Here is a 24,895-nt window from a genome sequence, read left to right as displayed (position 1 = left end):
GCGCGATGGTGAGTCGCGAGGGCGGAGGCGAGGTGGAGGCGCCTGCGTAGCGGCGCGACGAAATGTAGAGCCGTGACGGTGCGCGTGAGTTGTCGCGCGGCGAAGCCGAAGCCGAAACCTCGCCTCCGCCCTCGCGGACTTGCCTATCGACCCCGCCGCGCCCCGCTCACGGGCACGGGAACGGCAACACCCCAGGATAGTCGGATTGCAGCGTCCCCTCGTCGACGCGGTCGACGACACCATCGGGGTCGGCGAACGCATCCGCCAGGTACTGCGCGGGGCTGACACCGCCGGCGAGGAGGCCGGTGTAGCGGGAGTTCGTGCGCAGCATCGTGTGGGTGGGCGTCGACGACGCCGGATAGAAGAAGTGGATGCCGTTGAGCCCGCGCGTGGTGCAGTACGCGGCACGAAGCGCGTTCGTCCACGAGGGCACGTCGGGGAAGAACGTCGTCGACACCTGGGCGTCGTCGACCTGGTTCGAGATGTTGAGGATCTGCTGCTCGGGAACCGCCTTCAGGCGCGGCGCCGTCGCCGCGTCGAGCACTGGGCCCACGGCGCAGCCGGACGCGAGACAGTAGGGCGGCTGGAGCGGGCGCGTGTCCCAGCCGAAGGGCGGAGCGGGACTCTGTGCGACGACGCCGAGGCCGCTCACGCCGAGGACCTGGCCGTTGTCGAGGCCGAGACCGGAGTCGGGTGCCGCCGTCGTGTGCGACCAGCCGAGATCGTCGAGCAGGTAGTGGTAGTTGAAGTCGACGCCGAACGCGCCGGCCGATTCGCCCGCGAAGAGGACGGTCAGGCGGTCGGGCCGGAAGCCCTCGGCGGAATCGCCGTCGATCGCCGTCCACAGCACGTCGCGCAGGTAGCGGAGCGTGCCACGCACGTTGCGCCCGCCGAAGCGGTAGACCGTGACGCCGGGGAAGGCGCTCGTGGTGCCGTTGCCGAGGTGCACGTCCTGCGTGCAGTACGGCAGGAAGGCCATCGTCCAATCGGAGAACGGATTGATGGCGGGATTCGTGTCGAGGTAGCCCTCGCTCGGCTCGCCGTCGTCGAGCGCGCTGAAGAGGTCCGCGGGGACGCTCTGGCAATCCGCCGGGAAGACGCAGACGCCGCCGCCCTGGAGATCGATCGCGACGTGCTCGAGGGGCGATCCGGTGGGCGCGAGGCGGAGCCAGAAAGCGTACGGCGAGCCGTCGCCGCAGCGCGTGCCCCACGTCGCCTCGTCGAGCACGATCTGGATCCACTGGCCGCGGGGCGGAACGGGAACAGACGCGCGCGGACCGCAGTCGAGCGAGAGCAGGCCGGAGTCCGTGTGCGCGGTAGCGGTGAGGCATCGCGCCTGCGCCGACGCGGCCGACAGGAACGCTGCGGCGTCGAGACCGATGGGCGTCGCGAGGTCGGGGCACGCGGCCGCGACGGCGCTCTCCGCATCGGCCTCCGCAGCGGTCAGCTTGTCGTCGAGTCGTCCGAGGTTGCACCGCTTGCCACGGTGCGTCCGCTCGATGCAGCCGCTCTGCTGCTTGACGGTGGCGGCGATGAGGTCGGTCGCCGCGGCGTGGGCGACGGCGAGGCAGCTCCGGGTCGCGTCGTCGGCCGCCGCGAGGACGGCGGCGTGCGGGCCGCCGAAGGTGCGCGCCGCGAGCGAGGCGTGCGCGCCGAGGCACGCCTCACGCATGCGATCGACGAGCGCCTGCTGCGTGAGCGCCGGGCCCCATCCGACGGCCTGCACCGTCGCGTCGTCGCGGCAGGTCGAGCGGATCTTGCGCTCGAGCTTGGTCGTGGCGGCGATCCGGCCGGCGTCGTTGGGCGCGCAGGTGGCGCCGGTCGCGAGGTAGCAGGTGCCTTCCCGCGCACCGAAGCGCACCAGGCAGCGTTGCAGTGCCGAGGCCGCGGCACGTTCGCACTTCTGCGCCGGGCCCGTGAGGCCGGCGTGAGCCGAGGCCGCAGCGAGGACGATGATCGCAAGCAGGAGCGAGCGCATGCGACGGGCGTACCGTGGCCGCGTCCGCAGCGTCAAGCTGATTCGTTGCGAAGAAGGTCCGCGAGGTCCGTCGTGCCCGCATCGACGCCGAGCTGCATCTGCTCCGGGATCCCCTGGGTCAACGCGAGCGGCGGACGCCGATCCGCGGGCACGCGCGCCGCACGGGGCACGACGAGCAGCGCGGCGACGTCGGGTGACAGAGGTTCTGTCCGAAGGACACGAGCAGGTCGTTGAGGCCGATCCAGTGGCGCGGCGGCAGGCGGCGGCGCAGCGCCATCTCGGTGTCCTCGGGTGTCTTCGTTCGCACGAAGCCGAGACGGTTCGAGATCCGGTGCACGTGGGTGTCGACACAGATGCCGGGCAGGCCGAAGCCGAAGGTCACGACCAGGTTCGCCGTCTTGCGCCCGACGCCGTGGAGCGAGAGGAGCGCGTCGAGATCGGACGGCACGCGGCCGTCGAAGCGCTCGAGCAGGTCGCGACACACCCGGTGCAGCACGCGCGCCTTCGTCCGGTAGAAACCGACGGGATAGATCGCCCGCTCGATCTCGGCGGTCGTACGCGCGAGGATCCCGGCCGGCGTGTCGGCGAGCGCAAAGAGGCGCGCGGTCGCCGGGCCGGTCGTCTCGTCCTTCGTGCGCAGCGAGAGCAGGCAGCCGATCAGGATCCGGAACGGATCCCGCCCGGTCGCCTGCGAGATCGCCATGAGGGCCGTGGTGTTCCACGCGGGCGCCTCGCGCTGCAGGCGGGCGACGACGCGGCCGAAGGCGGCCGGGTCCATGAGGGCGCGGCTCATGAACGGACGGCGACGCCGAGATGCCAGCCGGGAAGACGCTGCGAGTGGAGGGCGGTCAGACGGAGGCCCGACGCACCCAGCGCCGCGCGGAAGGACGGGAAGTCGAACATGGTGTCCCACGGATGGGCGGTGAACCGGCGGAGCAGCGCGGAGAGCACCGGGACGTCCGTGAAGAACTCCGACGACAGCTCCTCGAACAGGAAGTGGCCGCCCGGCTTCAGCACGCGGTGCACCTCGGCGATGGCGCGGCGCCAGTCGGGGACGTGATGGAAGATGGTGAACTCGAAGACGGCGTCGTACGTCGCGTCCGCCGCCTCGATGTGCTCGGCGTCGCCGGTCCACAGGCGGAGGTCGACGCCGCCGGCCTCGAAGTCGGCCAGGCGCTCGCGGGCGAGGGCGACCTGCTTCTCGTCGAGGTCGAAGGCGTGCATCGCCTTCGGGCGGAACCAGCTCGCGATCTCCGGCACCCCGTCGCCCTGACCGCAGCCGATCTCGAGGACCCGCTCGACCGGCGGCGCGCAGGCGGCGTCGTGCAGCCAGCCGACGGTCGAGCGCAGCGACCAGGCGCGGACCGGGTTGTTGATGAAGAACTTCTCGAACGGGTTCAGCTTCATGCCGGCGGCGTAGCATGCGCCGTCGGGTGAGGCGACGCGGCGCCGGCGAGCGTGCGACTCCGCCACAGGGCGTAGAGCACCGGATAGACGAGCAGCTCGAGCGCGAAGGAGGTGACGAGCCCGCCCACCATCGGCGCCGCGATCCGCTTCATGACGTCCGCGCCGGCGCCCACCGACCACATGATCGGCAGGAGCCCCATGAACGCCGCCGTCACCGTCATCATCTTCGGGCGCACGCGCTTCACGGCCCCGTGCACGATGGCCTCCTCGAGATCGTGTTCGGTCCGCATGGCGCCGGCACGGACGCGATCGTCGTAGGCGAGATCCAGGAAGAGGAGCATGAACACACCCGTCTCGGCGTCGAGGCCCATGAGCGCGATCATGCCGACCCAGACGGCGATCGAGGTGTTGTAGCCGAGCCACCACAGGAGCCACACCGCGCCGACCAGCGAGAACGGGACCGCCAGCAGGACGATCGCCGTCTTCACGCCCGAGCCGGTGTTGAGGTAGAGCAGGAGCGCGATCAGCACCAGCGTCACCGGCAGCACGACCTTCAGACGTTCGCGCACCCGGACCAGGTTCTCGTACTGCCCGCTCCACTGGAGCGTGTAGCCGACCGGCAGCTCGACGCGGTCGCGCACCACGCGCTTCGCCTGCTCGACGTAGCCGCCGACGTCGCGCCCGCTCATGTCGACGTACACGTAGCCGGCGAGCTGGCCGTTCTCGTTGCGGATCATCGACGGGCCCTCGGAGAGCCGGATGTCGGCGATGGCGGCCATCGGCACCTGGGCGCCCGACGGCGTGGGGACCAGGACGCGGCGGAGCTGCTGCAGGTCGTCGCGGAAGTCGCGCGCGTAGCGAACGTTGACCGTGTAGCGCTCGCGGCCCTCGATGGTGGTCGTGACCGCCTCGCCGCCGATCGCCGACATCACGATCGCCTGTGCGTCCTCGACCGAGAGGCCGTAGCGCGCGAGCGCGTCGCGCTGGAGGTCGAAGTCGAGGTAGTAGCCGCCGGCGGTCCGCTCGGCGAGGACGTTGCGGGTACCGGGCACGTCGCGCAGCACGCTCTCGAGCCGCTCGCCGAGCTGCTGGATGACGGCGAGGTCGGGCCCCAGGATCTTCACGCCGATCGGCGTCCGCACGCCCGTCGACAGCATGTCGATGCGGTTGCGGATCGGCATCGTCCAGATGTTGGGAATGCCCGGGAAGCGGAGCTTCTCGTTCATCTTGCTCTGGAGGCTCTCGAACGTCACGCCGGGGCGCCAGGCGGACTCGGGCTTCAACAGCACCGTCGTCTCGACCATGCTCAACGGCGCCGGGTCGGTGGGCGTGTTCGCGCGTCCGGCCTTGCCGAAGACGCGCTCGACCTCGGGGAACGAGCGCAGCACCCGGTCCTGGATCTGCAGGATCCGCTGCGCTTCGGTGACCGACATCCCCGGCAGCGCGGTCGGCATGTAGAGGAAGGCGCCCTCGGCGAGCGGCGGCATGAACTCGGAGCCGAGGCGCAGGAAGACGGGGATGGTCGACGCCATCAGCAGGAGCGCGCCGGCGAGCGTCGTGCGCCGGTGGCGCAGGACCCAGCGGCAGGCAGGCTCGTAGACGGCGAAGAGAACGCGGCTGATCGGGTGGCGCTCCTCGGGATAGTAGCGGCCGACCGCGACCGTGTTCGCGATCCGCGCCAGCCAGCGCGGGCGGAACTGGAACTCGTCCATGCGGGTGAAGAGCATGCGCATGGCGGGATCGAGCGTCACGGCCAGCACGGCCGCCAGCGCCATGGCGAGGTTCTTCGAGTAGGCGAGCGGCTTGAAGAGGCGGCCCTCCTGATCGACCAGCGTGAAGACCGGCAGGAACGCCACGGCGATCACGAGCAGCGCGAAGAAGACCGACGGCCCCACCTCCTTCAGCGCGCGCAGGCGCACCTCATGGAAGTCGCCCCGGCGCCCGCCTACGATCCACTCCTCGAGCCGCTTGTACGCGTTCTCGACCTCGACGATGGCGCCGTCCACCAGGACGCCGATCGAGATCGCGATCCCGGCGAGCGACATGATGTTCGAGGTGACACCCATCCAGTAGAGCGGGATGAAGGCGAGCACGACGGCGATCGGGATCGTGACGATCGGGATCAGCGCCGAGGGGATGTGCCAGAGGAAGACCAGGATCACGAGGCTCACGATCACCATCTCCTCGCGCAGCGAACGGAGCAGCGTGGCGATGGCGCGATGGATCAGGTCGGAGCGGTCGTAGGTGGTGACGATCTCGACGCCGGCGGGCAGGGTGGGTGCGAGCTCGGCCAGGCGTTCCTTCACGCGGTCGATGACGGCGAGCGCGTTCTCGCCCTGGCGCATGACGACGATGCCGCCGACGGTGTCGCCCTCGCCGTCGAGGTCGGCGACGCCGCGTCGGATGTCGGGCCCGAGGGCGACGTCGGCCACGTGCTTCACCAGGACCGGCGTCCCGGTCTTGGCGTCGGTCGCGACGACGATCCGCTCGATGTCGTCGATCGAGCGCACGTAGCCGCGGCCACGCACCATGTACTCGGTACCCGCGAACTCGAGCAGACGGCCCCCGACCTCGGCGTTGCCCTTGCGGACGGCGTCGATCACCTGCGTGAGCGGCACGTTGTAGGCGACGAGCTTCGTCGGGTCGACGTTCACCTGGTACTGCTTCACGAACCCACCGACGGCGGCGACCTCGGCGACGCCCGGCACCGACTGCAGGTGGTAGCGGAGGTACCAGTCCTGAAGGCTCCGGAGCTCCGCCAGGTCGTGGTGCCCCGAGCGGTCGACCAGAGCGTACTGGTACACCCACCCGACGCTGGTCGCGTCGGGGCCGACCTCGGTCTGCACGCCCTGCGGGAGGCGCGGCAGGATCTTCGAGAGGTACTCCAGCACGCGGGACCGCGCCCAGTAGAGGTCGGTCCCGTCCTGGAAGATGACGTAGACGTACGAGTAGCCGAAGTCCGAAAACCCGCGGATCGCCTTCACCTTTGGCGCGCCGAGGAGCGCGGTCACGATCGGGTACGTGACCTGGTCCTCGAGGATGTCGGGGCTCCGGTCCCAGCGCGAGTAGATGATGACCTGCGTGTCGGAGAGGTCGGGGATCGCGTCGAGCGGGATGGCGCGGATCGACCACCACGCGCCCACGAGCGCGAACGCGGTCGCGAGCAGGACGAGGAAGCGGTTCCTCGCCGAGAACTCGATCACCCGCTCGATCATGGCGCGGTGGGAACACGTCGCGCGGCGGTGAGCGCCGAGCGGAAGCGCGACTCGGAGTCGATGAGGAAGTTGGCGGACGTCACGACCTCCTCGCCCTCGGTGACGCCGCCCAGGACCTCGTAGTAGCCCTGCGCGTCGAGCCCGAGCTGGACGGCGCGTGGCTCGAAGGTACCCTCGCCCGAGACGACGAAGACGATCTGGCGGGTCCCCGTGTCGAGGACGGCGTCCTCGGGAACGGAGAGCCGATCGCCGAGCGGCACGTCGATCGTCATCTGGACGAACGTCTCGGGGCGCAGCTCCGCCTCCGGCGTCGCCACCAGCGCCCGCACGCGCGCCGAGCGCGTCACAGGATCGATCATGGGATCGATCGCGACGACGCGCGCCTCGTACCTGCGCCCCGGCATGGAGGGTACGGTCACGACCACCGGTTGCCCCACGCGCACGAGCCCCAGCTCGTGCTCATAGACCTGCGCGTACACCCACACGTGGGCGTTCGGGAGGAGCAGATTCGTGGGATCGCCCGCGGCGCCGCCGAGCGCCGCCAGCTGCTCCGGCGTGATGCCCTGCTGTCGGAGCTTCAGCGCCGCCGAGCGGACGACCGCGTCGGCACCCTCGTGGGCTTCGAACCACGGGCTGTCCTTGATGCCGGCCTTCGCCTTGACGGCCTCGCGGTACTCGATGATGGCCTGGTAGAGCATCGGATCGCGCGCCACCCGGCCCGAGGCGCGGATCGCGACCGCGAGCGGCCGGCGCTCGACGCGGCCGCGCGTGACGCCGATCATCTGCTGGCGCTCGCGCGTGAGCGTGAACGGCGCGTGTCCGGGAACGCCGCCCGCGGCGGGCGCCGCCTCGTCCTCGTACACGGGGATGTAGGCCATCCCCATCTCGTCGACCGCCGGCGTCGGCGAGATCACGTCCGAGCGCATCGGATGGCGGTAGCCCACGATGCGGCGGCCCTCGTCGACGCGCTCGAGCTTCATCCCGCAGATGGGACAGACGCCCGGCGCGTCGGAGACGATCTGCGGATGCATCGAGCACTGGTACTTGTGCTTCTCGGCCTGCGTCGTGGCGGTGGGACGGCGCTCGAACGAGCGGAAGTAGAGCCCGCCGGCGACGCCCGCGACCGCGAGCAGGGCGACGGCGACCGCGCGCTTACTCATGGTGGAGGCCCTCCCGATGCGGGCGCGTCTCCAGGGCGTCGGCCGGCACGTCGGTGCCGAGCGCCCGCTCGAGGTCGGCCCATGCCTTGCCGAGGTCGCTCTCGGCGTCGATGTGCTCCAGGTGGACCGATTCGATCATGCGCACGGTGTCGATCAGCGCCAGGAAATCGACGCCGCCCGTCTGGTACGCGCTCTCGGTCACGCGCAGCGCCTGCTCGGTCTGCGGGATGTGCGTGGTCGTGAAGATGTCGCGCTGCAGGCGCGCGGCGCGCACGCGCACGAGCGCCTGCTGGACGTCGCGACGGACCGCGTCGAGCACGCGGCGGCGCTCCGCCTCGGCGGTCGCGAGGCGGGCGTTGGCGGCCGACACGCCGGCGTCCACCTTGGACTTGTAGGCGAGCGGGATCGTCATCGACGCCATGGCGCCGAACCCGCTCTGGGTCCCGTTGTTGATGAAGCGGCCGACGCTCACCTCGAAGTCCGGCAGGTAGCCCTTCTCGGCGAGACGAACGCCGGTCTGCTCGCGCGCGATGGCGGCCGCCTGCGCGGCCATCTCCGGGCGGTGCGTGACCGCGACGTCGACCAGCGCGGCGAGCGGTGCCCGCACGCCGGGGAACGTCGGATCCTGCGGCGTGCCGAGCGGCTCGTCGGGCGAGCGTGACAGGAGCGCGTTCAGCTCGGCGCGCGCGCCGTCGAGCGCGAGGCCCTCGGTCGTCACGCGGTTGATGGCGTGGGTGAGCTCGACCTGCGCGCGCAGGACGTCGGGCTGTGGGACCTCGCTGAGGGCGTATTTCTGCTCGGAGAGACGGGCGTAGCGCTCGAGGAGCGCTTTCTCCCGCTCGAACACGAGGAGGCGCTGGTGGCGGAGCCAGAGGCTCCAGTATGCGCGCTTCACGTCCGCGACCACGTCGAGCTCGGTCGCGTCGGCGTCGGCGCCGACCGCGTCGGCCTCGTGGCGCGCGACCTCGCCCGCGAGCGTGCGCTTGCCGGGAAACGGGATCTTCTGGGAGAGCCGGAAGATGTTGTTGTCGGCACGGGCCACGTCGACCGACTCGGGGATGTTCCACGCCTCCCACGAGACGACCGGATCGTCGTACGCCGACGCCTGCGCGGGCACGGCGTCGGCGGCGCGCGTGCGGGCGCGCGCCGTCGCGATGCGCGGGTTGTGCTCGCGCGCGGCGGCGACGACGTCGGCGAGCACGAGCGGACGCGTGTCGTTCGCGAACGCCCCAGGCGTCGCGACGAGCAAGGACGTGAGTGTGCAAGCGAGGAGGGCGAGCGGGCGCCCCATGGTCGTCTCCTTCGTGGCCCCGCCGGAGCGGGGGCTGGGCACGCGTCCGAATGAGGACGCGTGCGGTCGCTACGAGGAGACGCGGATCAGAGTCGGAGCGAGTGGGTGCGCAGGTAGGGCGGTGGGCCCGCGCGTACGGCGGCCAGCTCGCCTCGGAAGTCCGTGACGGCGCCCGCGACGGCGGGCAGCGACGGCGACACGGTCGCGATCGGCGCGCTGGCCGGTCGCTCGAGCATGGTCGTGCCGCCGCTCGACGCGGGGTCTGCCGCGGGCGATCCCACGAAGCAGCAGCGGTTCGGGGTCAGGGGGCGCGCCGGCTTCTTCGGACAGTGGTCGGCGCAGCAGGTGACGGCGCGGAGCTGGGTCACCAGGGTCTGGGGCGCCGCGACCGTCGTGCGGGCGGTCACTCCGAGGACCAGCGCCAGAACCCACGCCGTGAGCCGTTTCCGTGACACCGACTGCCACTGTATGTCCGACCCTGCGAGGAGGCAACCATGGAGATCAACGGCATCGCACACGTCATGCTGACCGTCAGCGACTTCGCGGTCTCGAAGACCTTCTACATCGAGCTCTTGCCGTACCTCGGCCTCCGGCCGGTGTTCGACGCCGACGGCTTCCTCTACTGCGTCGGCGGGCGCACCGCGTTCGGCATCCAGCCGGCCGACGAGAAGTACAGGAAGGAGCGCTTCGTCCAGAGCCGCGTCGGCCTGCACCACGTCTGCTTCCGCGTGCGCGAGCGGTCCGACGTGGACGCGCTGCACGCGAAGCTGGTCGAGCTGGGCGCCAAGATCGTGCACCCGCCCGAGGAGGGCCAGTGGGCGCCCGGTTACTACTCGGTGCTGTTCGAGGACCCGGACGGCATCCGCCTCGAAGCGAACCACGTGCCGGGGAAGGGGCTCCTCGCCCAGCCCTGATCAGGCGAGCGCGCGCACGGCGGCGACGAGGCGATCGCCGGTCGCGATGCAGCCCGCGAGCGCGGCGGCCGTCGCGCCCGGCGCCCCGAGCACGCGGGTCGCCTCCCGCACGAAGTCGTCGGGCTTGCGCGCGAACGCCTCGACGTCGCGCAGCGCGCCCTTCTCGTTCGTGCAGTAGCGCTCGTTCACGGCGAAGAGCACCTGTACGAGGCACGCGACGGCGCGATAGAGGCAGCCGGCGACGTAGACGACGTCGCCGCGCCCGGCGGCCTTCTCGGCGCCGCGCAACGAGAAGTCGGCCTCGAAGAGAAACTTCTGCACGAGCGCTTCCTTCAGCAGCCGCGGATAGGGGCGGACCAGACGCTTCAGCTCGCCGAGGACGCCGCTCGGATCTTCGAGGGCGACGCAGCAGTCGATCTCGGCGAGGTAGATCGCCGAGACGAAGGCGTGCGGATGGCCGAGCTGATAGGCGATCTCCGGACGGCCGGCGCGGCATTCGGCGACGACGCGCCCGATGCGCGCGAGGTCTTTGAAGAGCCAATCGACGCGCGCACCGCCGATCGTGAGCCAGGCGCCGCCGTTGATCCACGGGCCCCATTCGCCGAAGCGCGTCACGGCGTCGGTCGGGTGCCGATCGTCGAGCTCGCGCGCCAGGGCATTCAGCGCGTCGCGCGACGGCGGTCGCGCGGGATCGTAGTAGAGTCCGAGGTCGTGATCCGACTCGGGCCCTGCGGCGCCTCGCGCCCGCGAGCCGCCGAGCGCGACGGCGACGACGCCGTCGACGGCGGCGAGCCGCGCGGCGATCGGTGCCACGTCGAGCGCCATGCGCGTCCTTCGCACACGAGGGCCCGGCCCCACAACGGCCGCGGGCGGCTACCAGGTCTCGATCAGCAGCGTCTGGGCGGCGTGACCGATGCGTCCGCGCTCGTCGTAGAGGACGCTCTCCGCGATGCCGACGCCATGCGGCTCGGGGAAGGTCACGGCGTCGAGGCAGACCCACTCGCCCGCGGGCAGGCGATGGAGCGTGATCGTGAGGTCCGGGTTGATGAAGCGGTAACGCGCGTACGGGAGGGCGGAGCTGACGCCGTTGCCGAAGTCGGCGACGGCGGCGACCCGCTGCAGGGGGGACGGCGCCTCGTCGGGGACGACCGGATGACGGAGGCGGATCCAGTCGCTCACCGGCCCCAGCACGTCCCACTTGCCCCGCACGAAGCGATGCTCGGTTGCCGTGTTGTGGTACCCGGGCAGCTCGCCCGTCTCGACGGCGGGCTTGATCGGCTCGGCCGCGTCGGGCCCGCGCATGGGCAACGTCACGTCGCCGCCCGCAACCTCGTCGGGCCACGGCACTTCGGCCGTCCGGATGCGGAGCAGGGTGGCGCGCGCCACCTCGTTGCCGTCGGCGAGCAGCGACGCCTCGACCCATTGCACCTTCTTCCCGGGACGGATCACCCGGGCCGTCGCCGTGAGCGGCGAGAGCGGCACGGGGCGCATCAGCTCGACGTTGAGGCGCGCCGGGTGCATCGGGCCCGGCGCCGGCATGCGCTCGGCCGTTCGCGCGAGGAGCGCGGCGACCGGCCCGCCGTGGAGCGCGTTCGGCGACCAGGGGCCGCGCGCGAGCTCGTGCGGAACGAAGCGATCGCCGTCGGGGTGGAAGAGGGCGTCGGGCATCGCCGTCGTATGCCGATCTCCGAGTCCTGTTGCCAGGCACGCGTCCGTCGCGGGATAACGCCCGCTCGGAGGAAACGACGATGGCACTTCTCGATGGACGCGTGGCGATCGTGACCGGAGCCGGCCGGGGCATCGGGCGGGAGGAAGCGCTCCTGCTCGCCCGACATGGTGCAAAGGTCGTCGTGAACGACCTCGGCGGCGGCCACGACGGCGCCGGCGCGGATGCGGGACCGGCCGCGCAGGTCGTCGCCGAGATCAAGGCCGCGGGCGGGCAGGCGGTCGCGAACACGGAGAGCGTCTCGGACTGGAAGGCCGCCGCCCGCATGGTGAAGCAGGCGATCGACACCTTCGGCGCGCTGCACGTCGTCGTCAACAACGCCGGTATCCTGCGCGATCGGATGATCTTCAACATGGACGAGAGCGACGTCGACTCGGTGCTGGGCGTCCATCTGAAGGGCACCTTCGCGCTGACGCGCCACGCCTGCGTGTACTGGCGCGAGCAGCACAAGGGCGGCAAGAACCTGCACGGCCGCGTCGTCAACACCTCGTCCGATTCGGGCCTGCTCGGCAACGCGGGGCAGACGAACTACGGCGCCGCCAAGGCCGGGATCGCGGCGCTCACCGTCATCGCGGCCAAGGAGATGGCGAAGTACGGCGTCACGGTGAACGCCGTCGCCCCCAGCGCCGTCACGCGCATGACCGTCGACGCGCTCGGTCGCGGGCATGTCGAGGACGTGCCGCAGAAGGTGATCGATGCCTCGGGACCCGCGCACGTTGCGCCGCTCGTCGCCTGGCTCGCGAGCGAGAAGGCCGGCAACGTGAACGGCGAGGTCTTCCGTGCCGGCAACGGCCAGGTGCACCTCTTCCGCGGCTGGCACACCGTCGCGAAGGTCGGCGATCGCAAGCACGCGGTGTGGGATCCCGCCGAGCTCGGCGCCGCGATGGACGCGACCTTCTTCAAGAACCCGCCGCCCAAGCAGACGATGGAAGACCTCATGAAGGAGATGGCGGCGGGGCAGAGCTGAGCCGTGCACCCGTTCATGCCGCTGCCGGCGCTCGAGCCGGACACCAAGGCCTACTGGGAGGCGTGCCGCGCGGGGCGCCTGGCGATGATGCGTTGCCAGGCGTGTCGCTGGATCATCCATCCCCCGCGGCCGGTGTGCTCGCGGTGCCGGAGCCGCGACGTGAAGCTCGAGGACCTCTCGGGTCGCGCCACGGTCGTGACCTACACGGTGAACCACCAGCGGTGGATGCCCGGCCTCGAGGTCCCGTACGTGATCGGCGTCGTCGGGCTCGCCGAGCAGCGCGGCCTGCGGCTCACCACGAACCTCGTCGAGGTCGCGCCCGAGGACGTCAAGATCGGCATGCCCGTGCGCGTGCGGTTCCGGGAGATGAGCGACGAGATCGCGCTCCCGGTCTTCGCGCCCGACGCGTCGCCGCCGCCGGCCGTCGAGCGGACGCCGGAGCGCCCGCGCGTGACCGACACCGACGTGGTGCTGGCGCATCCGCCGCGGCGGGTCGACGCGACCGAGTGGCTGGAACGCCGGGCGATCCTCTCGGGCGTGGGCCAGTCGCAGATCGGCCGGCGGCTCTTCCGCACCGACATGGACCTCACCGCCGAGGCGGCGTTGAAGGCGATCGCCGATGCGGGGCTCGCTCCGGACGACATCGACGGCATCGCCGCGTATCCCGGCGCGATGGGTGGTGCCCCGGCGGGCTTCGCTGGCCCTGGCATCGTCGAGGTGCAGGATGCCCTCGGCCTCTCGGTCAACTGGCACCTCGCGGGGGTGGAGGGACCGGCGCAGATCTCGCCCGTGATCCACGCCTCGCTGGCCGTCGCGGCGGGGCTCGCGCGCCATGTCCTCGTGTACCGTACCGTGAGCGAAGCGACGGCGGCGGCGGACACCGGGCGCCTCGGGATCGGCGCGGGCTCGCGCCACATGACCGGGTTCGGGGCCTTCCTCATCCCGTACGGCGCCATGTCGGCGGCGAACTGGATCGCCTGCATGGCGGTGCGGCACATGCACGAGTTCGGGACCCGGCGCGAGCACCTGGGCGCGATCGCGCTCGCCGCCCGCAAGCACGCCGCTCTCAATCCCGCCGCCATCTATCGCGACCCGATGACCATGGACGACTACCTCGCGGCGCGCATGGTGACGTGGCCCTTCGGCCTGTTCGACTGCGACGCGCCCTGCGACGGGTCGACGGCGGTGATCGTCTCGACCGCCGACGTGGCGCGCGACCTGCCGCGTCCGGCCGTGCGCATCAATGCGGTCGGCACCGCGATGCGGTCACGCCCGAGCTGGGATCAGTGGGAGGATCTCACCACCATGGCGTCGCGCGACGCCGCCCGCCAGCTCTGGTCGCGCACCGATCTCACGCCGAGGGACGTCGACGTAGCGCAGATCTATGACGGCTTCAGCTTCCTCACGCTGGCCTGGATCGAGGCGCTCGGGTTCTGCAAGCACGGCGAGGGCGGTCCGTTCGTTTCGGACGGCCGCCTGGAGCTCGGTGGGGCACTGCCCCTCAACACCTGGGGCGGGCAGCTCTCGGGCGGGCGCCTGCACGGCTTCGGCTTCCTCGCCGAGGCCATCCGCCAGCTCCGCGGCGAGTGCGGCGAGCGACAGGTGCGGGACTGCGAGGTGGCCGTGGTCGCGAATGGCGGAGGACCGGTCGCGGGTTGTATGCTGCTCACGCGATGATTCGGCGCGAGGTCATCATCGTGGGATCGGGGCCGGCCGGGGCGGCGACGGCGCTCGGCATCGCCGCGCGCGATCCGAAGCTCGCCACCTCCACGACGATCCTCGAGAAGGCGACGCATCCGCGCGACAAGACGTGTGCGGGCGGCGTCATCCCGAAGGCGATCACGATCCTCGAGCGTCTGGGCGTGGGACTCGACGTCCCGCAGGCGCGCGTCGATCGCGCCGGCGTCGAGACGCCGCGCTCGCACGTCGAGGTCGACGAGCACGACCTCTGCCGGGTCGTGCGGCGTCGCGAGCTCGACGCCATGCTCGCCTGGGCGGCGCGCGATCGCGGCGTCGAGCTGCGCGAGGGCGAGCGGGTGCTCGGCCTCAGGCGCGACGGCGACGGCGTGCGCGTCACGACCGACGGCGAGACCTACTGGGCGCGTGCGGTCGTGGGCGCCGACGGCGGCGGAAGCCACGTCCGCCGCGCGCTCGTTCCCGGCGACGGTGGCCTCGTCGCCCGCGCGATCATGACCGACGTCCCCGTGCGCAGCACCGGGTGGGACGGCTACGAGCGCCGCCGCTACGACTTCGACTTTCGATCCTGCCGCACGGGCCTGCGCGGCTATCGGTGGGTGTTTCCCTGCGTCATCGACGGCGTCCCGCACGCGAACGTGGGCGTTTATGCGTTGCCCCCGGTGGACGGCGAGCGAATGCAGCGAGAGCTGCGCGAAATCGTCGTGGAGATCGGCAGCCAGGCGAGAGGGTGGAAGGCCTTTCCCATCCGGGCGCTCACGCCGCGGTCGGTGGTGGCGGCGCCGCGCGCGCTCCTCGTCGGCGACGCTGCAGGCGTCGACCCGCTCATGGGCGAGGGGATCTCGTTCGCGCTCGAGTACGGCGAGCTGGCCGCGGAGGCGCTCGTGCGGGCGCATGCGACGGGCGACTGGTCGTTCGGCGGCTACGCGCGCGCCGTGCACGCCGGCCCGATCGGGAAGAAGCTTCACCGGCTCGGGCTCGGCGCGCGCCTCTTCTACGGGCGGGCGTCGAACGCGGTGTTCCGGCTGGCGGCGGCGAGCGCGCGGGCGCAGGCGATCGGCGTGCGCTGGTACAACGGCGTCGACGGGTGGGACGAGCGGAGCGCGTGGCGGGCGCTGTGGACGCTGGTCACGCGGCAGCCGGTGGGAGTCGCCTAGTGGGCGAGCGACGGGACGCACGGAAGCGGCCCGGGGCGCCGAGCGCGGGGCCGCACCTGGAGCGCCTGCTCTGGCGGGTGGGCATCGAGCACGTGGCCGGCGTCGACGAGGTGGGCATGGGCCCGCTCGCCGGACCGGTCGTCGCCGCCGCCGTCGTGTTGCCGCGCGAGGCCGTCCTCGACGGGGTCGCGGACTCGAAGCTCCTGCGGGCCGCCGAGCGGGAGCGCCTCGACGGCGAGATCCGCGTCCAGGCGATCGCGATCGGCATCGGCGTGGTGGAGTCCTCGGAAATCGATCGCGTGAACATCTACCAGGCCGCCATGCAGGCGAAGCGCGACGCCCTCGCGGCGCTCGGCCTGCGCCCGGGGTTCGTGCTCGTCGACGGCCGCGAGATCCCCGGCCTCGCCTTCCCCCAGAGCGCGTATCCCAAGGGTGACGGCTTCGTCCTCTCGATCGCCGCCGCCTCGATCGTCGCCAAGGTGCATCGGGACGCCCTCATGCGCGACCTCGACGAGGCGCATCCGGGCTACGGCTTCGGGCGCCACATGGGTTACGCGACGGCGGCACACCTGCGGGCGCTGCGCGAGCTCGGGCCGTCACCGATCCATCGCCGCTCGTTCGCACCGCTCGCGAACGAGGCCCAGCTTTCGTTGGGGGTGCTTTCCCGTTAGCCTGGCCGTGCGGGCATGGACGCTGCACTCGTACTCGATCTCTACCGGCAGATGGCTCTGTGCCGGCGCTTCGAAGAGGCCGCCGCGCGCGCCTACCAGCAGGGCAAGATCCGGGGCTTCCTGCACCTCTACATCGGGCAGGAGGCGGTCGCGGTGGGCGCCATCTCGGCCGCGGCGCCGACCGACTACATCGTCTCGACCTATCGCGAGCACGCCCACTACCTGGCGCGGACGGGCGACGCCCGGGCCGCCATGGCCGAGCTCTTCGGCAAGGCCGCCGGGTGCGTCGGCGGGCGGGGTGGCTCGATGCACCTCTTCGACGCTTCGCAGCGCTTCCTCGGGGGGTGGGCGATCGTCGGCGGCCACGTGCCCATCGCAGCCGGGGTCGCCTTCGCGTCCAAGTATCGCGGCGAGCCCGACGTCACGCTGTGCTTCTTCGGCGACGGCACCGCGAACCAGGGCGCGTTCCACGAGGGGCTCGCGCTGGCGAGCCTGTGGCGCCTTCCCGTGGTCTTCATCTGCGAGAACAACATGTACGCGATGGGCACGCCGCTCTACCGCACGCTCTCGGTGCAGGACGTCTCGGTGCGCGCCAAGGGCTATCCCATGGAGGCCGAGATTGTGAACGGCGACGACGTGCTCGAGATGCGCGAAGCGGTCCGCCACGCGCTCGACCGCGTGCGCAAGACGCACGAGCCGTTCTTCCTCGAGGCCAAGACCTACCGCTTCCGCGGCCACTCGATGTCCGATCCGGCGAAGTACCGCACGCGCGAGGAGGTCGAGGAGTGGATGCAGCGCGATCCGCTCTCGATCCTGGCGCACCGGATCGAGACCCTCGGCATCGCGACCCCCGAGCAGCTCGCGCAGATCGACACCGACATGAAGGCGGTCGTGCAGGACGCGGTCGAATTCGCGGAGAGCTCGCCCGTGCCCGCTCCCGAAACGGTGCTGGACCATGTCGAAGCCTGAGTCGCGCGTCCTCACGTTTCGCGAGGCGCTCCGCGAGGCGATGGGCGAGGAGATGGAGCGCGACCCGTCGATCGTCCTCATGGGCGAGGAGGTGGGCGAGTACAACGGCGCCTACAAGGTGTCCGAGGGCATGCTCGCCCGCTTCGGCGAGACGCGCGTGCTCGACACACCGATCGCCGAGGCGGGATTCGCGGGCGTCGGGATCGGCGCGGCCATGGTCGGGCTCCGTCCGATCGTCGAGTTCATGACCTGGAATTTCTCGCTGGTCGCCTACGACCAGCTCGTGAACAACGCGGCGAAGCTGCGCTACATGACGAACGGACAGTTCAAGCTGCCCATCGTCTTTCGCGGGCCCGGCGGCAGCGCCCACGCCCTCGGCGCCCAGCATTCGCAGGCGGTCGAGTCGCTCTACGCGCACGTCCCCGGCTTGAAGGTCGTCGTGCCGTCCACTCCGGCCGACGGCAAGGGGCTCCTCAAGTCGGCGATCCGCGACGACAACCCGGTGTGCTTCATGGAGAGCGAGACGATGTATGCCTTGAAGGGCGAGGTGCCCGACGGCGAGCACGTGATCCCGCTCGGCGTGGCCGACGTGAAGCGCGCCGGGCGCGACGCCACGCTCGTCACCTGGGGGAAGATGGTCCACGCCTCGCTCACCGCGGCCGGAACGCTCGCCGGAGACGGCGTCGAGGTCGAGGTGCTCGACCTCCGCACGATCCGACCGCTCGACACCGACGCGATCCTCGCTTCCGTGCGCCGCACGCACCGCCTCCTGATCGTCCAGGAGGGCTGGCCCTTCGCCGGGGTGGCCGCCGAGGTGATCGCCGTCGTGACCGCGGAGGCGTTCGACGAGCTCGACGCGCCGCCCGTGCGCGTGACGAACCTCGACGTGCCGATGCCGTACGCCACGAACCTGGAGCACCTCGTCGTGCCGTCGGCCGAGCGCGTCGTCGCCGCGGTGCGCACGATGCTGGGTCTCGTGGCGCCACCCGCGGCCAAGGCCGGCTGAGGAGCGCGCATGGCGACCGACGTCCTCATGCCGAAGCTCTCGGACACGATGGAAGAGGGCAAGATCCTCAAGTGGCACAAGCATCCCGGCGACGTCGTGAAGCAGGGTGACATCCTCGCCGAGGTCGAAACCGACAAGGCGAACATGGACATCGAGTCCTTCGACGAGGGCGTGGTGGCCGAGCTGCGCGTGGGCGAAGGGGAGAGTGCCCCCGTGGGCGCGGTGATCGCCGTGCTGGGAGCCGCGGGCGAGGCGGCGAAGCCGCAGGCCCCGAAGCTCGAAGTCGCGCGAGTTGCACCGTCGGCTCCGAGACCGGTGGCCGCTGCGCCGAAGGCGGCGCCGGCTCCGTCGAAGCCGGCCCCCACGCCGGCCCCGGCGCCGCCGAAGGCCGCCGCGACGCGACCCGCGGCCGTGGCGGATCGCGTGAAGGCCTCGCCGCTCGCGAAGAAGGTGGCCGCCGAACGCGGCGTCGATCTCGCGCGGGTCGCCGGAAGCGGGCCGGGCGGTCGCATCCTTCGCGAGGACATCGAGGCGGCCGGCGGCGGTCAGACGGCGGCGGCGCCCGCCGCGGCGGCGCCGACCGCGCGCCCCGCAACGGCGGCGCAGGCGGGCACACGCGTCGAGCTGTCGCGCACCCGCAAGACGACGGCGAAGCGCATGGCCGAGTCGAAGCGGGACGTGCCACACTTCTACGCGTCGGCGGACATCGACATGGACGAGGCCGTCCGCCTGCGCGAGGGGCTCGTCGCGCTCGGCGCGGAGTTCGAGGGCCTCACCGTGACGCACATCCTGGTGAAGGCGTGCGGCGTCGCGCTCGCCCGCGTGCCGGAGATGAACGCGAGCCTCGACGGCGACGGCGTCGTCCGCCACGCGCAGGCGAACGTCGGCATCGCAACGGCGACCGACGAGGGACTCCTGGTCCCCGTCGTCCACGGGTGCGACGCCGCGCCGCTCGCCGCCGTGGCCCAGGAAGCACGCGCCGTGGTCGAGCGGGCGCGCGCCGGGAAGCCCGCGGGCGAGGATCTCTCCGGGGCCACGTTCACGGTGTCGAACCTCGGCATGTTCCCGGTTTCGCACTTCGCTGCGGTGATCAACCCGCCGCAGGCCGCGATCCTCGCGGTCGGGACGATCCGCGAGGTGCCGGTCGTGCGAGCGGGCGCGGTCGTGCCGGGGCGTCTCATGACGGTGACGCTCTCGTGCGACCACCGGGTCGTGGACGGCGCGCTCGCCGGGCGTTTCCTGCGCGAGCTGAAGGCGCTTCTCGAGCAGCCGCTGGCTCTCGTCGTCTGAGCCATGGCGTCGTACGACGTGGTGGTGATCGGCGCGGGGCCGGGCGGCTACGTCGCCGCCATCCGCGTCGCGCAGCTCGGCCTGCACACGGCGGTGGTGGAAGCCGATCGCGCGGGCGGCGTGTGCGGCAACTGGGGGTGCATTCCGTCGAAGGCCATTCTCCACGACGCGGCCCTGGCGGCCGACCTGCGTGCGGCGGCGAAGCAGCAGCTCATCGCGGAGGCGCCGGCCGTCGATTTCGGACGGGTGATCGATCGCTCGCGCGGAGTCGCCGATCGCCAGGCCAAGGGCGTCGAGGCGCTCTTCAAGAAGAACAAGATCGACTTCCACCACGGTCGTGGGCGCCTGGTCCCGCACGGGGTCATGGTGGCGAAGGCCGCGGGCGGCGAGGAGCGCCTGGAGGCGCGCAACGTCATCCTCGCGACCGGGAGCGCGGAGCGCGTCTTGCCCGGGCTCACGATCGACGGCGACGTCATCTGCACGAGCCGCGAAGCGCTCGAGCGCCGGACGCTGCCGGCGTCGGTCGTCGTGATCGGCGGCGGCGCGGTCGGAGTGGAGTTCGCGTACGCCTACCGGAGCTTCGGCGCGGCAGTGACCGTGGTCGAGATGGCCGAGCAGATCCTCCCCGGCATGGACGCCGATCTCGGCAAGGAGCTGGCGCGCCAGTTCGGACGGCAGGGCATCGAGGTCCTGGTCGGGCATCGGGTCGAGAGCGTCGTGCGTTCAGGCGACGGCGCCCAGGTGACCGTGCGCGGCGGCGACGCCGGACGGACGCTCGAGGCGCACATGGTTCTCGTCGCGGTGGGTCGCGGGGCCGACCCGAGCGGCCTCGGGCTGGACGCGGCCGGCATACGGAGCGTGCGCGGGCGCGTCGAGGTCGACGGCACCATGCGGACCTCGGCCCCCGGCGTCTACGCCATCGGTGATCTCGTCGGGCCCCTGCTGCTCGCGCACGCCGCATCCGAGCAGGGCGTGATCGCCGCCGAGGCCATCGCCGGCGCCCATCCGCGCCCGTTCGATCCCGACGGCGTTCCGATGTGCGTGTACTGCGAGCCCGAGGTCGCGGCGGTGGGGCTCAGCGAGGCCGAGGCCAAGCGGCGCGGCCTCGAGGTCAAGATCGGGACGTTCCCGTTCCGTGCGCTCGGCAAGGCCATGGCCGTGGGGCACCTCGAGGGCTTCGTGAAGGTGGTGCTCGACGCTCGGTACGAGGCGGTCCTCGGCGTGCACATGATCGGGCACGGCGTAACCGAGCTCATTGCCGCCGCCGGTCTTGCACGGACGCTCGAAGCGACCGCGGACGACGTCATCGCGACCTCGCACGCCCATCCGACGCTCTCGGAGGCGCTGCGCGAGGCGACGCTTGCGGCGGTCGGGCGCGCGGTCAACATATGAGCATGGAGCGGAGGCTCGGGGTCGCGCGCGCCGGCGTGGTCGAGTACGAGCGCGCGACCGCCTGGCAGAACGCGCTGGTCGAGCGCCGGCTCGCGGGCGGCGGCGATGCGCTGCTCCTGCTCGAGCATCCGCCGGTCTACACCCTGGGGCGCGGCGGGGATCCCCGCTTTCTCGGCCTCGCGGCGACCGGACCGATCCCGGTCGTTCGCGCCGCACGCGGTGGCCAGGTTACGTATCACGGGCCCGGCCAGCTCGTGGGCTATCCGATCCTCGACCTCCGCGGCCATCGCCAGGATGTCCACTGGTACGTGCGCGAGCTCGAGCAGGTCCTGATCGACGCGCTCGCCGAGATCGGCATCGCCGCCGGTCGGGTCGACCGGCTGACGGGCGTGTGGGTCGAGGGGCGGCGGAAGATCGCGTCGATCGGCGTCGGCATCCGGCGCTGGGTCACCTGGCACGGGTTCGCCCTCAACGTCTGCGGCGATCTGGGAGCGTTCCTGGCGATCACGCCGTGCGGGATCGACGGCGTCGAGATGACGTCGGTCGCGCGCGAGGGCGGGAGCGCCGACATCGCGACGACCAGAGAGGTCGTCCTGGCGGCGTTCGTCCGGCGGTTCGGCTATGGGCGCACCCATCCGCTCGGCGAAGACGTCGCGCCCGCGGAGGCGTCGGCATGACCGGAACGAACGTCGTGCGCCGCCATCCGCCGTGGCTGAAGGTCCGCGCTCCGGGTGGCCCCGAGTTCACGCTGACGAAGGGGATCGTCAAGGACCTCGGGCTCCACACCGTCTGCGAGGAGGCCCGCTGCCCGAACATCGGCGAGTGCTGGGGCCACAAGACGGCGACCTTCATGCTCCTCGGCGACACGTGCACGCGGAACTGCAGCTTCTGCGCGGTGTCCCACGGGAAGCCCGTGACGGTCGACCCTCACGAGCCGGAGCGCGTCGGCGAGGCGGTGGCACGCCTCGGTCTCCGGCACGTGGTCGTGACGTCGGTCGATCGCGACGATCTCGCCGATGGTGGAGCTGCCCACTTCGCGGCGACGGCGTGGGCCATCCGGCGGGCCGCCCCGGAATGCCGGATCGAGGTCCTGGTTCCAGATTTCCAGGGGAGGCTCGAATCCGTGGCCGCCGTGGTGGCCTCGCCGGTCTCGATCTTCAACCACAACGTCGAGACCGTCCCGCGCCTCTACAAGCGGGTCCGACCCGGGGCCCGCTACGAACGATCGCTGGCGGTGCTGGGGGCCGCCCACGATCCCACCGGAGCGCGGCGGACCAAGGCCGGCCTCATGCTCGGGCTGGGCGAGACCCGCCAGGAGATCCTGGAAGTCCTCGCCGATCTCTGGAGGGTCGGCTGCGACATCCTGACCCTTGGTCAGTACCTGCGGCCTTCGGCCGGTCAGCTACCGGTCGAGCGCTATCTCACGCCGGCTGAATTCGACGAGCTCGGCGCCGAGGGACGTCAAATCGGCTTCCGGCATGTGGAATCGGGCCCGCTCGTGCGCAGCTCCTACCACGCATGGGCGCACGCTGAGTAAAAAACTTCAAAAAAATGCGCGTTTACGGGGCTCAAAATATTGCATGGGCGCCTGTTTTCACATACCGTGCCAGCGGCTGGAGGAGGCATGACCCATGCTTAAGCTTTACGACTATCCCGACTGCCCGTACGCGCAAAAGGTGCGGGTCGTCTTGGCGGAGAAAGAGCTCGAGTACGAGACGGCGCTGGTCGATCTGCGCAAGCAGGAGCAGCGCACTCCCGAGTTCCTCCGGTTGAACCCGCTCGGCAAGGTGCCCGTCCTCGTCGACGACGACGAGATCATCTGCGACTCCACCATCATCAACGAGTACCTCGAGGACGAGTATCCGCTCCCGCGGATGATGCCCGAGGACTCGCAGGCGCGCGCCCAGGCCCGCTGGCTCGAGGACTACTGCGACAACGAATTCGTGCCCTACACGACCCAGCTCCTCGTCCAGCTCCGCAAGCCCGAGGCCGAGCGCGATGCACAGCAGGTCGAGCAGATCCGCGAGCGGCTGCGTCGCGGCCTCTATCTGCTTCGCGACCGTCTGGACTCGAACGAGTACCTGATCGGCAACGAGTTCACGCTGGCCGACGCGGCGTGGGCGCCCCGGATGCTCGTATTGGGGCGCCTCGGCTTCGAGTTCGAACCTGCGCTGGCGCCCGTGCAGGCGTGGGTCGATCGCATCCGGACCCGTCCGAGCGTGCGCGGCCTCGGTCTCTGATCGACGCCGCGAAGTCCGCGTTGACATGACGCGGACAGGAGCGCTACTCGGAGTCACCCCATCGAGCGCCAGCACGGGTGTGCTCGCGCAGGAGGAGCCATGGCCAAGTCGTTGAAGGGATCCAAGACTCACCACAACTTGAAGGAGGCGTTCGCCGGCGAGTCGCAGGCGAACCGCCGCTATCTGTATTTCGCACGCCGCGCCGACATCGAGGGCTACCCGGACGTCGGTGGGCTGTTCCGCGACACGTCGGAGGCCGAGACCGGCCACGCGTTCGGGCATCTCGACTTCCTGAAGGAGGTCGGCGATCCGGCGACCGGCGAGCCGATCGGCGGGACGGACAAGAACCTCAAGGCCGCCATCGCCGGCGAGACCTACGAGTTCACCGAGATGTATCCGGGGTTCGCCAAGACCGCGCGCGAGGAAGGCTTCGAAGAGATCGCCGAGTGGTTCGAGACGCTTGCCAAGGCCGAGAAGTCGCATGCGGGCCGGTTCACCAAGGGCCTGCAATCGCTCGGAAGCTGAGGAATCGATCGAGGCGAGGGCGGGCCGGCGCCCGCCCTCGTGCCCCCTCGTCATGCGTGCCATCGGCCTCGAGGACATTCTCGGGCGGGAGCGTTACGGGCAGACACGCGACACGGTCCGCCGCCGAGTGATCGACCACAAGCGGACGCGGCGCGTCGCCGTCGGGGACCACGTGACCCTCGTCTTCGAGGATCGCGCCACGGTATGGTACCAGACGCAGGAGATGCTCTGGGTCGAGCACATCACGGACCTGGACGCGATCCGCGAGGAGCTGCAGGTCTACAACCAGCTGCTGCCGAGTCGCGACGAGCTGGCGGCGACGCTGCTGATCGAGATCGCCGACCAGGAGCGGATGCGCGAGCAGTTCCAGCGCCTGCTCGGGCTCGATCGCCACGTGCACCTCGAGGTCGGGGGACGGCGGATCACCGGCTCCTTCGAGGGCGGGCGGCAGACCGACGACAAGATCTCCGCCGTCCAGTACGTCCGCTTTCCGCTCGACGTGGCCGCGGGCGAGGCCCTGCGCCGGGGGTCGGAGGTCGCGATCGTGGTCGATCACCCGAACTACCGCGCGCGCACGGCGCTCCCCGAGCCGGTGCGGGCGAGCATCGTCGAGCCGTTCTTCGATCCCGCGCTCGCCGATGCGGCGCTGCGGCGCGTCCGCGACGGGAGCTGAACCGTGGCGCTCGCGGAGGTCATCCCGCTCTTTCCCCTCCCGAACATCGTCCTGTTTCCGTACATGCCGTTGCCGCTCCACATCTTCGAGCCGCGCTACCGCGACATGGTGCGGGCGGCCGTGAGCGGCCCGCGGCTGATCGGCATGGCGCTGCTGCGCGGCGATTGGGAGCGCGACTACGAGGGGCGCCCGCCGGTGTTCGCGGCCGGCACCGTCGGCCAGATGGTGCGCTGCGAGGAGCTGCCCGACGGCCGCTTCAACATCGTGCTGCTGGGGGTTCGCGAGTACGCGATCGAGCGCGAGCTGGTCCGGGCGTCGTATCGCGAGGCGGTGGTGCGGTGGCGCGAGCCCGTCGCCGAGGAGCTGCCCGGAGGGCTGCGCGGGGAGATCGTCACGCTGGTGGGGCGGTACCTCGAGCGGCTCGGCAAGACCCGCGACGCCGAGCCCGTGCCGGACCCCGCCGTCGACCACGAGACCTTCGTCAACTTCTTCGCACAGCACCTCGACGTCCCCGCTCTCGAGAAGCAGGCCATGTTGGAGGCCCCGACGTTGGGCGAGCGGGCGCGACGCCTGCGCGATATCCTGGACTTCCGGCTCCAGGAGCTGCGCGGCCACCCGG

The 24,895-nt window shown here is 71.3% G+C and carries 24 protein-coding genes; 15 read left to right on the top strand and 9 right to left on the bottom strand.

The window, feature by feature from the left end:
• Positions 1-166: 166 nt before the first annotated feature.
• The 7 genes from VMS22_06240 to VMS22_06210 all read right to left on the bottom strand — a co-directional run bounded on the left by VMS22_06240 (position 167) and on the right by VMS22_06210 (position 9,506).
• Entirely contained in the window at positions 167-1,978 is a 1,812-nt protein-coding gene (locus VMS22_06240) for a pectin acetylesterase-family hydrolase (GenBank protein HXJ33626.1), read from the bottom strand.
• 118 nt (positions 1,979-2,096) lie between these two features.
• On the bottom strand, positions 2,097-2,771 hold the full coding sequence (gene nth / locus VMS22_06235; protein ID HXJ33625.1) for an endonuclease III: 675 nt from the start codon (positions 2,769-2,771) through the stop codon (positions 2,097-2,099).
• On the bottom strand, positions 2,768-3,385 hold the full coding sequence (locus tag VMS22_06230; GenBank protein HXJ33624.1) for a class I SAM-dependent methyltransferase: 618 nt from the start codon (positions 3,383-3,385) through the stop codon (positions 2,768-2,770). Before VMS22_06230 ends, nth begins: the two co-directional genes overlap by 4 nt.
• Positions 3,382-6,600, bottom strand: coding sequence for a CusA/CzcA family heavy metal efflux RND transporter (locus tag VMS22_06225; protein ID HXJ33623.1), 3,219 nt, complete (start codon positions 6,598-6,600; stop codon positions 3,382-3,384). The genes VMS22_06230 and VMS22_06225 overlap by 4 nt, the downstream gene beginning before the upstream one ends.
• Entirely contained in the window at positions 6,597-7,760 is a 1,164-nt protein-coding gene (locus VMS22_06220) for an efflux RND transporter periplasmic adaptor subunit (protein HXJ33622.1), read from the bottom strand. Before VMS22_06220 ends, VMS22_06225 begins: the two co-directional genes overlap by 4 nt.
• Positions 7,753-9,051, bottom strand: coding sequence for a TolC family protein (locus VMS22_06215; GenBank protein HXJ33621.1), 1,299 nt, complete (start codon positions 9,049-9,051; stop codon positions 7,753-7,755). The genes VMS22_06220 and VMS22_06215 overlap by 8 nt, the downstream gene beginning before the upstream one ends.
• An 86-nt stretch (positions 9,052-9,137) precedes the next feature.
• Positions 9,138-9,506, bottom strand: coding sequence for a hypothetical protein (locus tag VMS22_06210; protein HXJ33620.1), 369 nt, complete (start codon positions 9,504-9,506; stop codon positions 9,138-9,140).
• 39 nt (positions 9,507-9,545) lie between these two features.
• Here VMS22_06210 and VMS22_06205 point away from each other — a divergent pair, with 39 nt between their 5' ends.
• Positions 9,546-9,965, top strand: a complete 420-nt coding sequence (locus tag VMS22_06205) for a VOC family protein (GenBank protein HXJ33619.1) — start codon at positions 9,546-9,548, stop codon at positions 9,963-9,965.
• Here the strand turns inward: VMS22_06205 and VMS22_06200 are convergent, their stop codons facing one another.
• Complete coding sequence (locus VMS22_06200; GenBank protein HXJ33618.1) at positions 9,966-10,790, bottom strand: nucleotidyltransferase domain-containing protein; 825 nt, start codon at positions 10,788-10,790, stop codon at positions 9,966-9,968. It abuts the gene before it with no gap.
• Between the two features lie 48 nt (positions 10,791-10,838).
• Positions 10,839-11,633, bottom strand: coding sequence for a thioesterase family protein (locus tag VMS22_06195; GenBank protein ID HXJ33617.1), 795 nt, complete (start codon positions 11,631-11,633; stop codon positions 10,839-10,841).
• A gap of 80 nt (positions 11,634-11,713) precedes the next feature.
• Here VMS22_06195 and VMS22_06190 point away from each other — a divergent pair, with 80 nt between their 5' ends.
• The 14 genes from VMS22_06190 to VMS22_06125 form a co-directional block, all read left to right on the top strand.
• Positions 11,714-12,658 carry an SDR family oxidoreductase gene (locus VMS22_06190; protein HXJ33616.1) on the top strand — a complete coding sequence of 315 codons (945 nt, stop codon included), beginning with the start codon at positions 11,714-11,716 and terminating at the stop codon, positions 12,656-12,658.
• 3 nt (positions 12,659-12,661) lie between these two features.
• Positions 12,662-14,335 carry an OB-fold domain-containing protein gene (locus VMS22_06185; protein HXJ33615.1) on the top strand — a complete coding sequence of 558 codons (1,674 nt, stop codon included), beginning with the start codon at positions 12,662-12,664 and terminating at the stop codon, positions 14,333-14,335.
• Positions 14,332-15,510 carry an NAD(P)/FAD-dependent oxidoreductase gene (locus tag VMS22_06180; GenBank protein ID HXJ33614.1) on the top strand — a complete coding sequence of 393 codons (1,179 nt, stop codon included), beginning with the start codon at positions 14,332-14,334 and terminating at the stop codon, positions 15,508-15,510. Before VMS22_06185 ends, VMS22_06180 begins: the two co-directional genes overlap by 4 nt.
• Positions 15,510-16,181, top strand: coding sequence for a ribonuclease HII (locus VMS22_06175; GenBank protein HXJ33613.1), 672 nt, complete (start codon positions 15,510-15,512; stop codon positions 16,179-16,181). The genes VMS22_06180 and VMS22_06175 overlap by 1 nt, the downstream gene beginning before the upstream one ends.
• Positions 16,182-16,196: 15 nt before the next feature.
• Entirely contained in the window at positions 16,197-17,150 is a 954-nt protein-coding gene (gene pdhA, locus VMS22_06170) for a pyruvate dehydrogenase (acetyl-transferring) E1 component subunit alpha (GenBank protein HXJ33612.1), read from the top strand.
• The gene (locus VMS22_06165) at positions 17,137-18,156 is read left to right on the top strand and encodes a pyruvate dehydrogenase complex E1 component subunit beta (protein HXJ33611.1); all 1,020 of its coding nucleotides are present in this window, start codon (positions 17,137-17,139) and stop codon (positions 18,154-18,156) included. Before pdhA ends, VMS22_06165 begins: the two co-directional genes overlap by 14 nt.
• 9 nt (positions 18,157-18,165) lie before the next feature.
• Positions 18,166-19,446 carry a dihydrolipoamide acetyltransferase family protein gene (locus VMS22_06160; GenBank protein ID HXJ33610.1) on the top strand — a complete coding sequence of 427 codons (1,281 nt, stop codon included), beginning with the start codon at positions 18,166-18,168 and terminating at the stop codon, positions 19,444-19,446.
• A 3-nt stretch (positions 19,447-19,449) separates the two neighbouring features.
• Positions 19,450-20,838 (top strand): dihydrolipoyl dehydrogenase, encoded by a 1,389-nt coding sequence (lpdA, locus tag VMS22_06155; GenBank protein HXJ33609.1) that lies wholly within the window; start codon positions 19,450-19,452, stop codon positions 20,836-20,838.
• Between the two features lie 2 nt (positions 20,839-20,840).
• Entirely contained in the window at positions 20,841-21,515 is a 675-nt protein-coding gene (gene lipB / locus VMS22_06150) for a lipoyl(octanoyl) transferase LipB (GenBank protein ID HXJ33608.1), read from the top strand.
• Entirely contained in the window at positions 21,512-22,375 is an 864-nt protein-coding gene (gene lipA / locus VMS22_06145) for a lipoyl synthase (protein ID HXJ33607.1), read from the top strand. The genes lipB and lipA overlap by 4 nt, the downstream gene beginning before the upstream one ends.
• A 94-nt stretch (positions 22,376-22,469) precedes the next feature.
• Positions 22,470-23,078, top strand: a complete 609-nt coding sequence (locus VMS22_06140) for a glutathione S-transferase family protein (GenBank protein HXJ33606.1) — start codon at positions 22,470-22,472, stop codon at positions 23,076-23,078.
• 99 nt (positions 23,079-23,177) lie between these two features.
• Positions 23,178-23,603 (top strand): rubrerythrin family protein, encoded by a 426-nt coding sequence (locus tag VMS22_06135; GenBank protein HXJ33605.1) that lies wholly within the window; start codon positions 23,178-23,180, stop codon positions 23,601-23,603.
• A gap of 52 nt (positions 23,604-23,655) precedes the next feature.
• Entirely contained in the window at positions 23,656-24,276 is a 621-nt protein-coding gene (locus tag VMS22_06130) for a DUF3501 family protein (GenBank protein ID HXJ33604.1), read from the top strand.
• A gap of 3 nt (positions 24,277-24,279) precedes the next feature.
• The coding region (locus tag VMS22_06125; protein HXJ33603.1) for an LON peptidase substrate-binding domain-containing protein at positions 24,280-24,895 on the top strand (616 nt) is incomplete at its 3' end.

It is taken from the genome of Candidatus Eisenbacteria bacterium (assembly GCA_035577985.1).
In the GTDB taxonomy this organism is placed as follows: domain Bacteria; phylum Desulfobacterota; class Binatia; order DP-6; family DP-6; genus DATJZY01.
This window is presented reverse-complemented; position numbering and strand designations above follow the sequence as displayed.

Excerpts from the sequence above, each read along its gene's own strand:
- VMS22_06240 (HXJ33626.1), bottom strand. The coding sequence starts at position 1,978 with ATGCGCTCGCTCCTGCTTGCGATCATCGTCCTCGCTGCGGCCTCGGCT.
- nth (HXJ33625.1), bottom strand. The coding sequence starts at position 2,771 with ATGAGCCGCGCCCTCATGGACCCGGCCGCCTTCGGCCGCGTCGTCGCC.
- VMS22_06230 (HXJ33624.1), bottom strand. The coding sequence starts at position 3,385 with ATGAAGCTGAACCCGTTCGAGAAGTTCTTCATCAACAACCCGGTCCGC.
- VMS22_06225 (HXJ33623.1), bottom strand. The coding sequence starts at position 6,600 with ATGATCGAGCGGGTGATCGAGTTCTCGGCGAGGAACCGCTTCCTCGTC.
- VMS22_06220 (HXJ33622.1), bottom strand. The coding sequence starts at position 7,760 with ATGAGTAAGCGCGCGGTCGCCGTCGCCCTGCTCGCGGTCGCGGGCGTC.
- VMS22_06215 (HXJ33621.1), bottom strand. The coding sequence starts at position 9,051 with ATGGGGCGCCCGCTCGCCCTCCTCGCTTGCACACTCACGTCCTTGCTC.
- VMS22_06205 (HXJ33619.1), top strand. The coding sequence starts at position 9,546 with ATGGAGATCAACGGCATCGCACACGTCATGCTGACCGTCAGCGACTTC.
- VMS22_06200 (HXJ33618.1), bottom strand. The coding sequence starts at position 10,790 with ATGGCGCTCGACGTGGCACCGATCGCCGCGCGGCTCGCCGCCGTCGAC.
- VMS22_06195 (HXJ33617.1), bottom strand. The coding sequence starts at position 11,633 with ATGCCCGACGCCCTCTTCCACCCCGACGGCGATCGCTTCGTTCCGCAC.
- VMS22_06190 (HXJ33616.1), top strand. The coding sequence starts at position 11,714 with ATGGCACTTCTCGATGGACGCGTGGCGATCGTGACCGGAGCCGGCCGG.
- VMS22_06180 (HXJ33614.1), top strand. The coding sequence starts at position 14,332 with ATGATTCGGCGCGAGGTCATCATCGTGGGATCGGGGCCGGCCGGGGCG.
- pdhA (HXJ33612.1), top strand. The coding sequence starts at position 16,197 with ATGGACGCTGCACTCGTACTCGATCTCTACCGGCAGATGGCTCTGTGC.
- VMS22_06165 (HXJ33611.1), top strand. The coding sequence starts at position 17,137 with ATGTCGAAGCCTGAGTCGCGCGTCCTCACGTTTCGCGAGGCGCTCCGC.
- VMS22_06160 (HXJ33610.1), top strand. The coding sequence starts at position 18,166 with ATGGCGACCGACGTCCTCATGCCGAAGCTCTCGGACACGATGGAAGAG.
- lpdA (HXJ33609.1), top strand. The coding sequence starts at position 19,450 with ATGGCGTCGTACGACGTGGTGGTGATCGGCGCGGGGCCGGGCGGCTAC.
- lipB (HXJ33608.1), top strand. The coding sequence starts at position 20,841 with ATGGAGCGGAGGCTCGGGGTCGCGCGCGCCGGCGTGGTCGAGTACGAG.
- lipA (HXJ33607.1), top strand. The coding sequence starts at position 21,512 with ATGACCGGAACGAACGTCGTGCGCCGCCATCCGCCGTGGCTGAAGGTC.
- VMS22_06140 (HXJ33606.1), top strand. The coding sequence starts at position 22,470 with ATGCTTAAGCTTTACGACTATCCCGACTGCCCGTACGCGCAAAAGGTG.
- VMS22_06135 (HXJ33605.1), top strand. The coding sequence starts at position 23,178 with ATGGCCAAGTCGTTGAAGGGATCCAAGACTCACCACAACTTGAAGGAG.
- VMS22_06130 (HXJ33604.1), top strand. The coding sequence starts at position 23,656 with ATGCGTGCCATCGGCCTCGAGGACATTCTCGGGCGGGAGCGTTACGGG.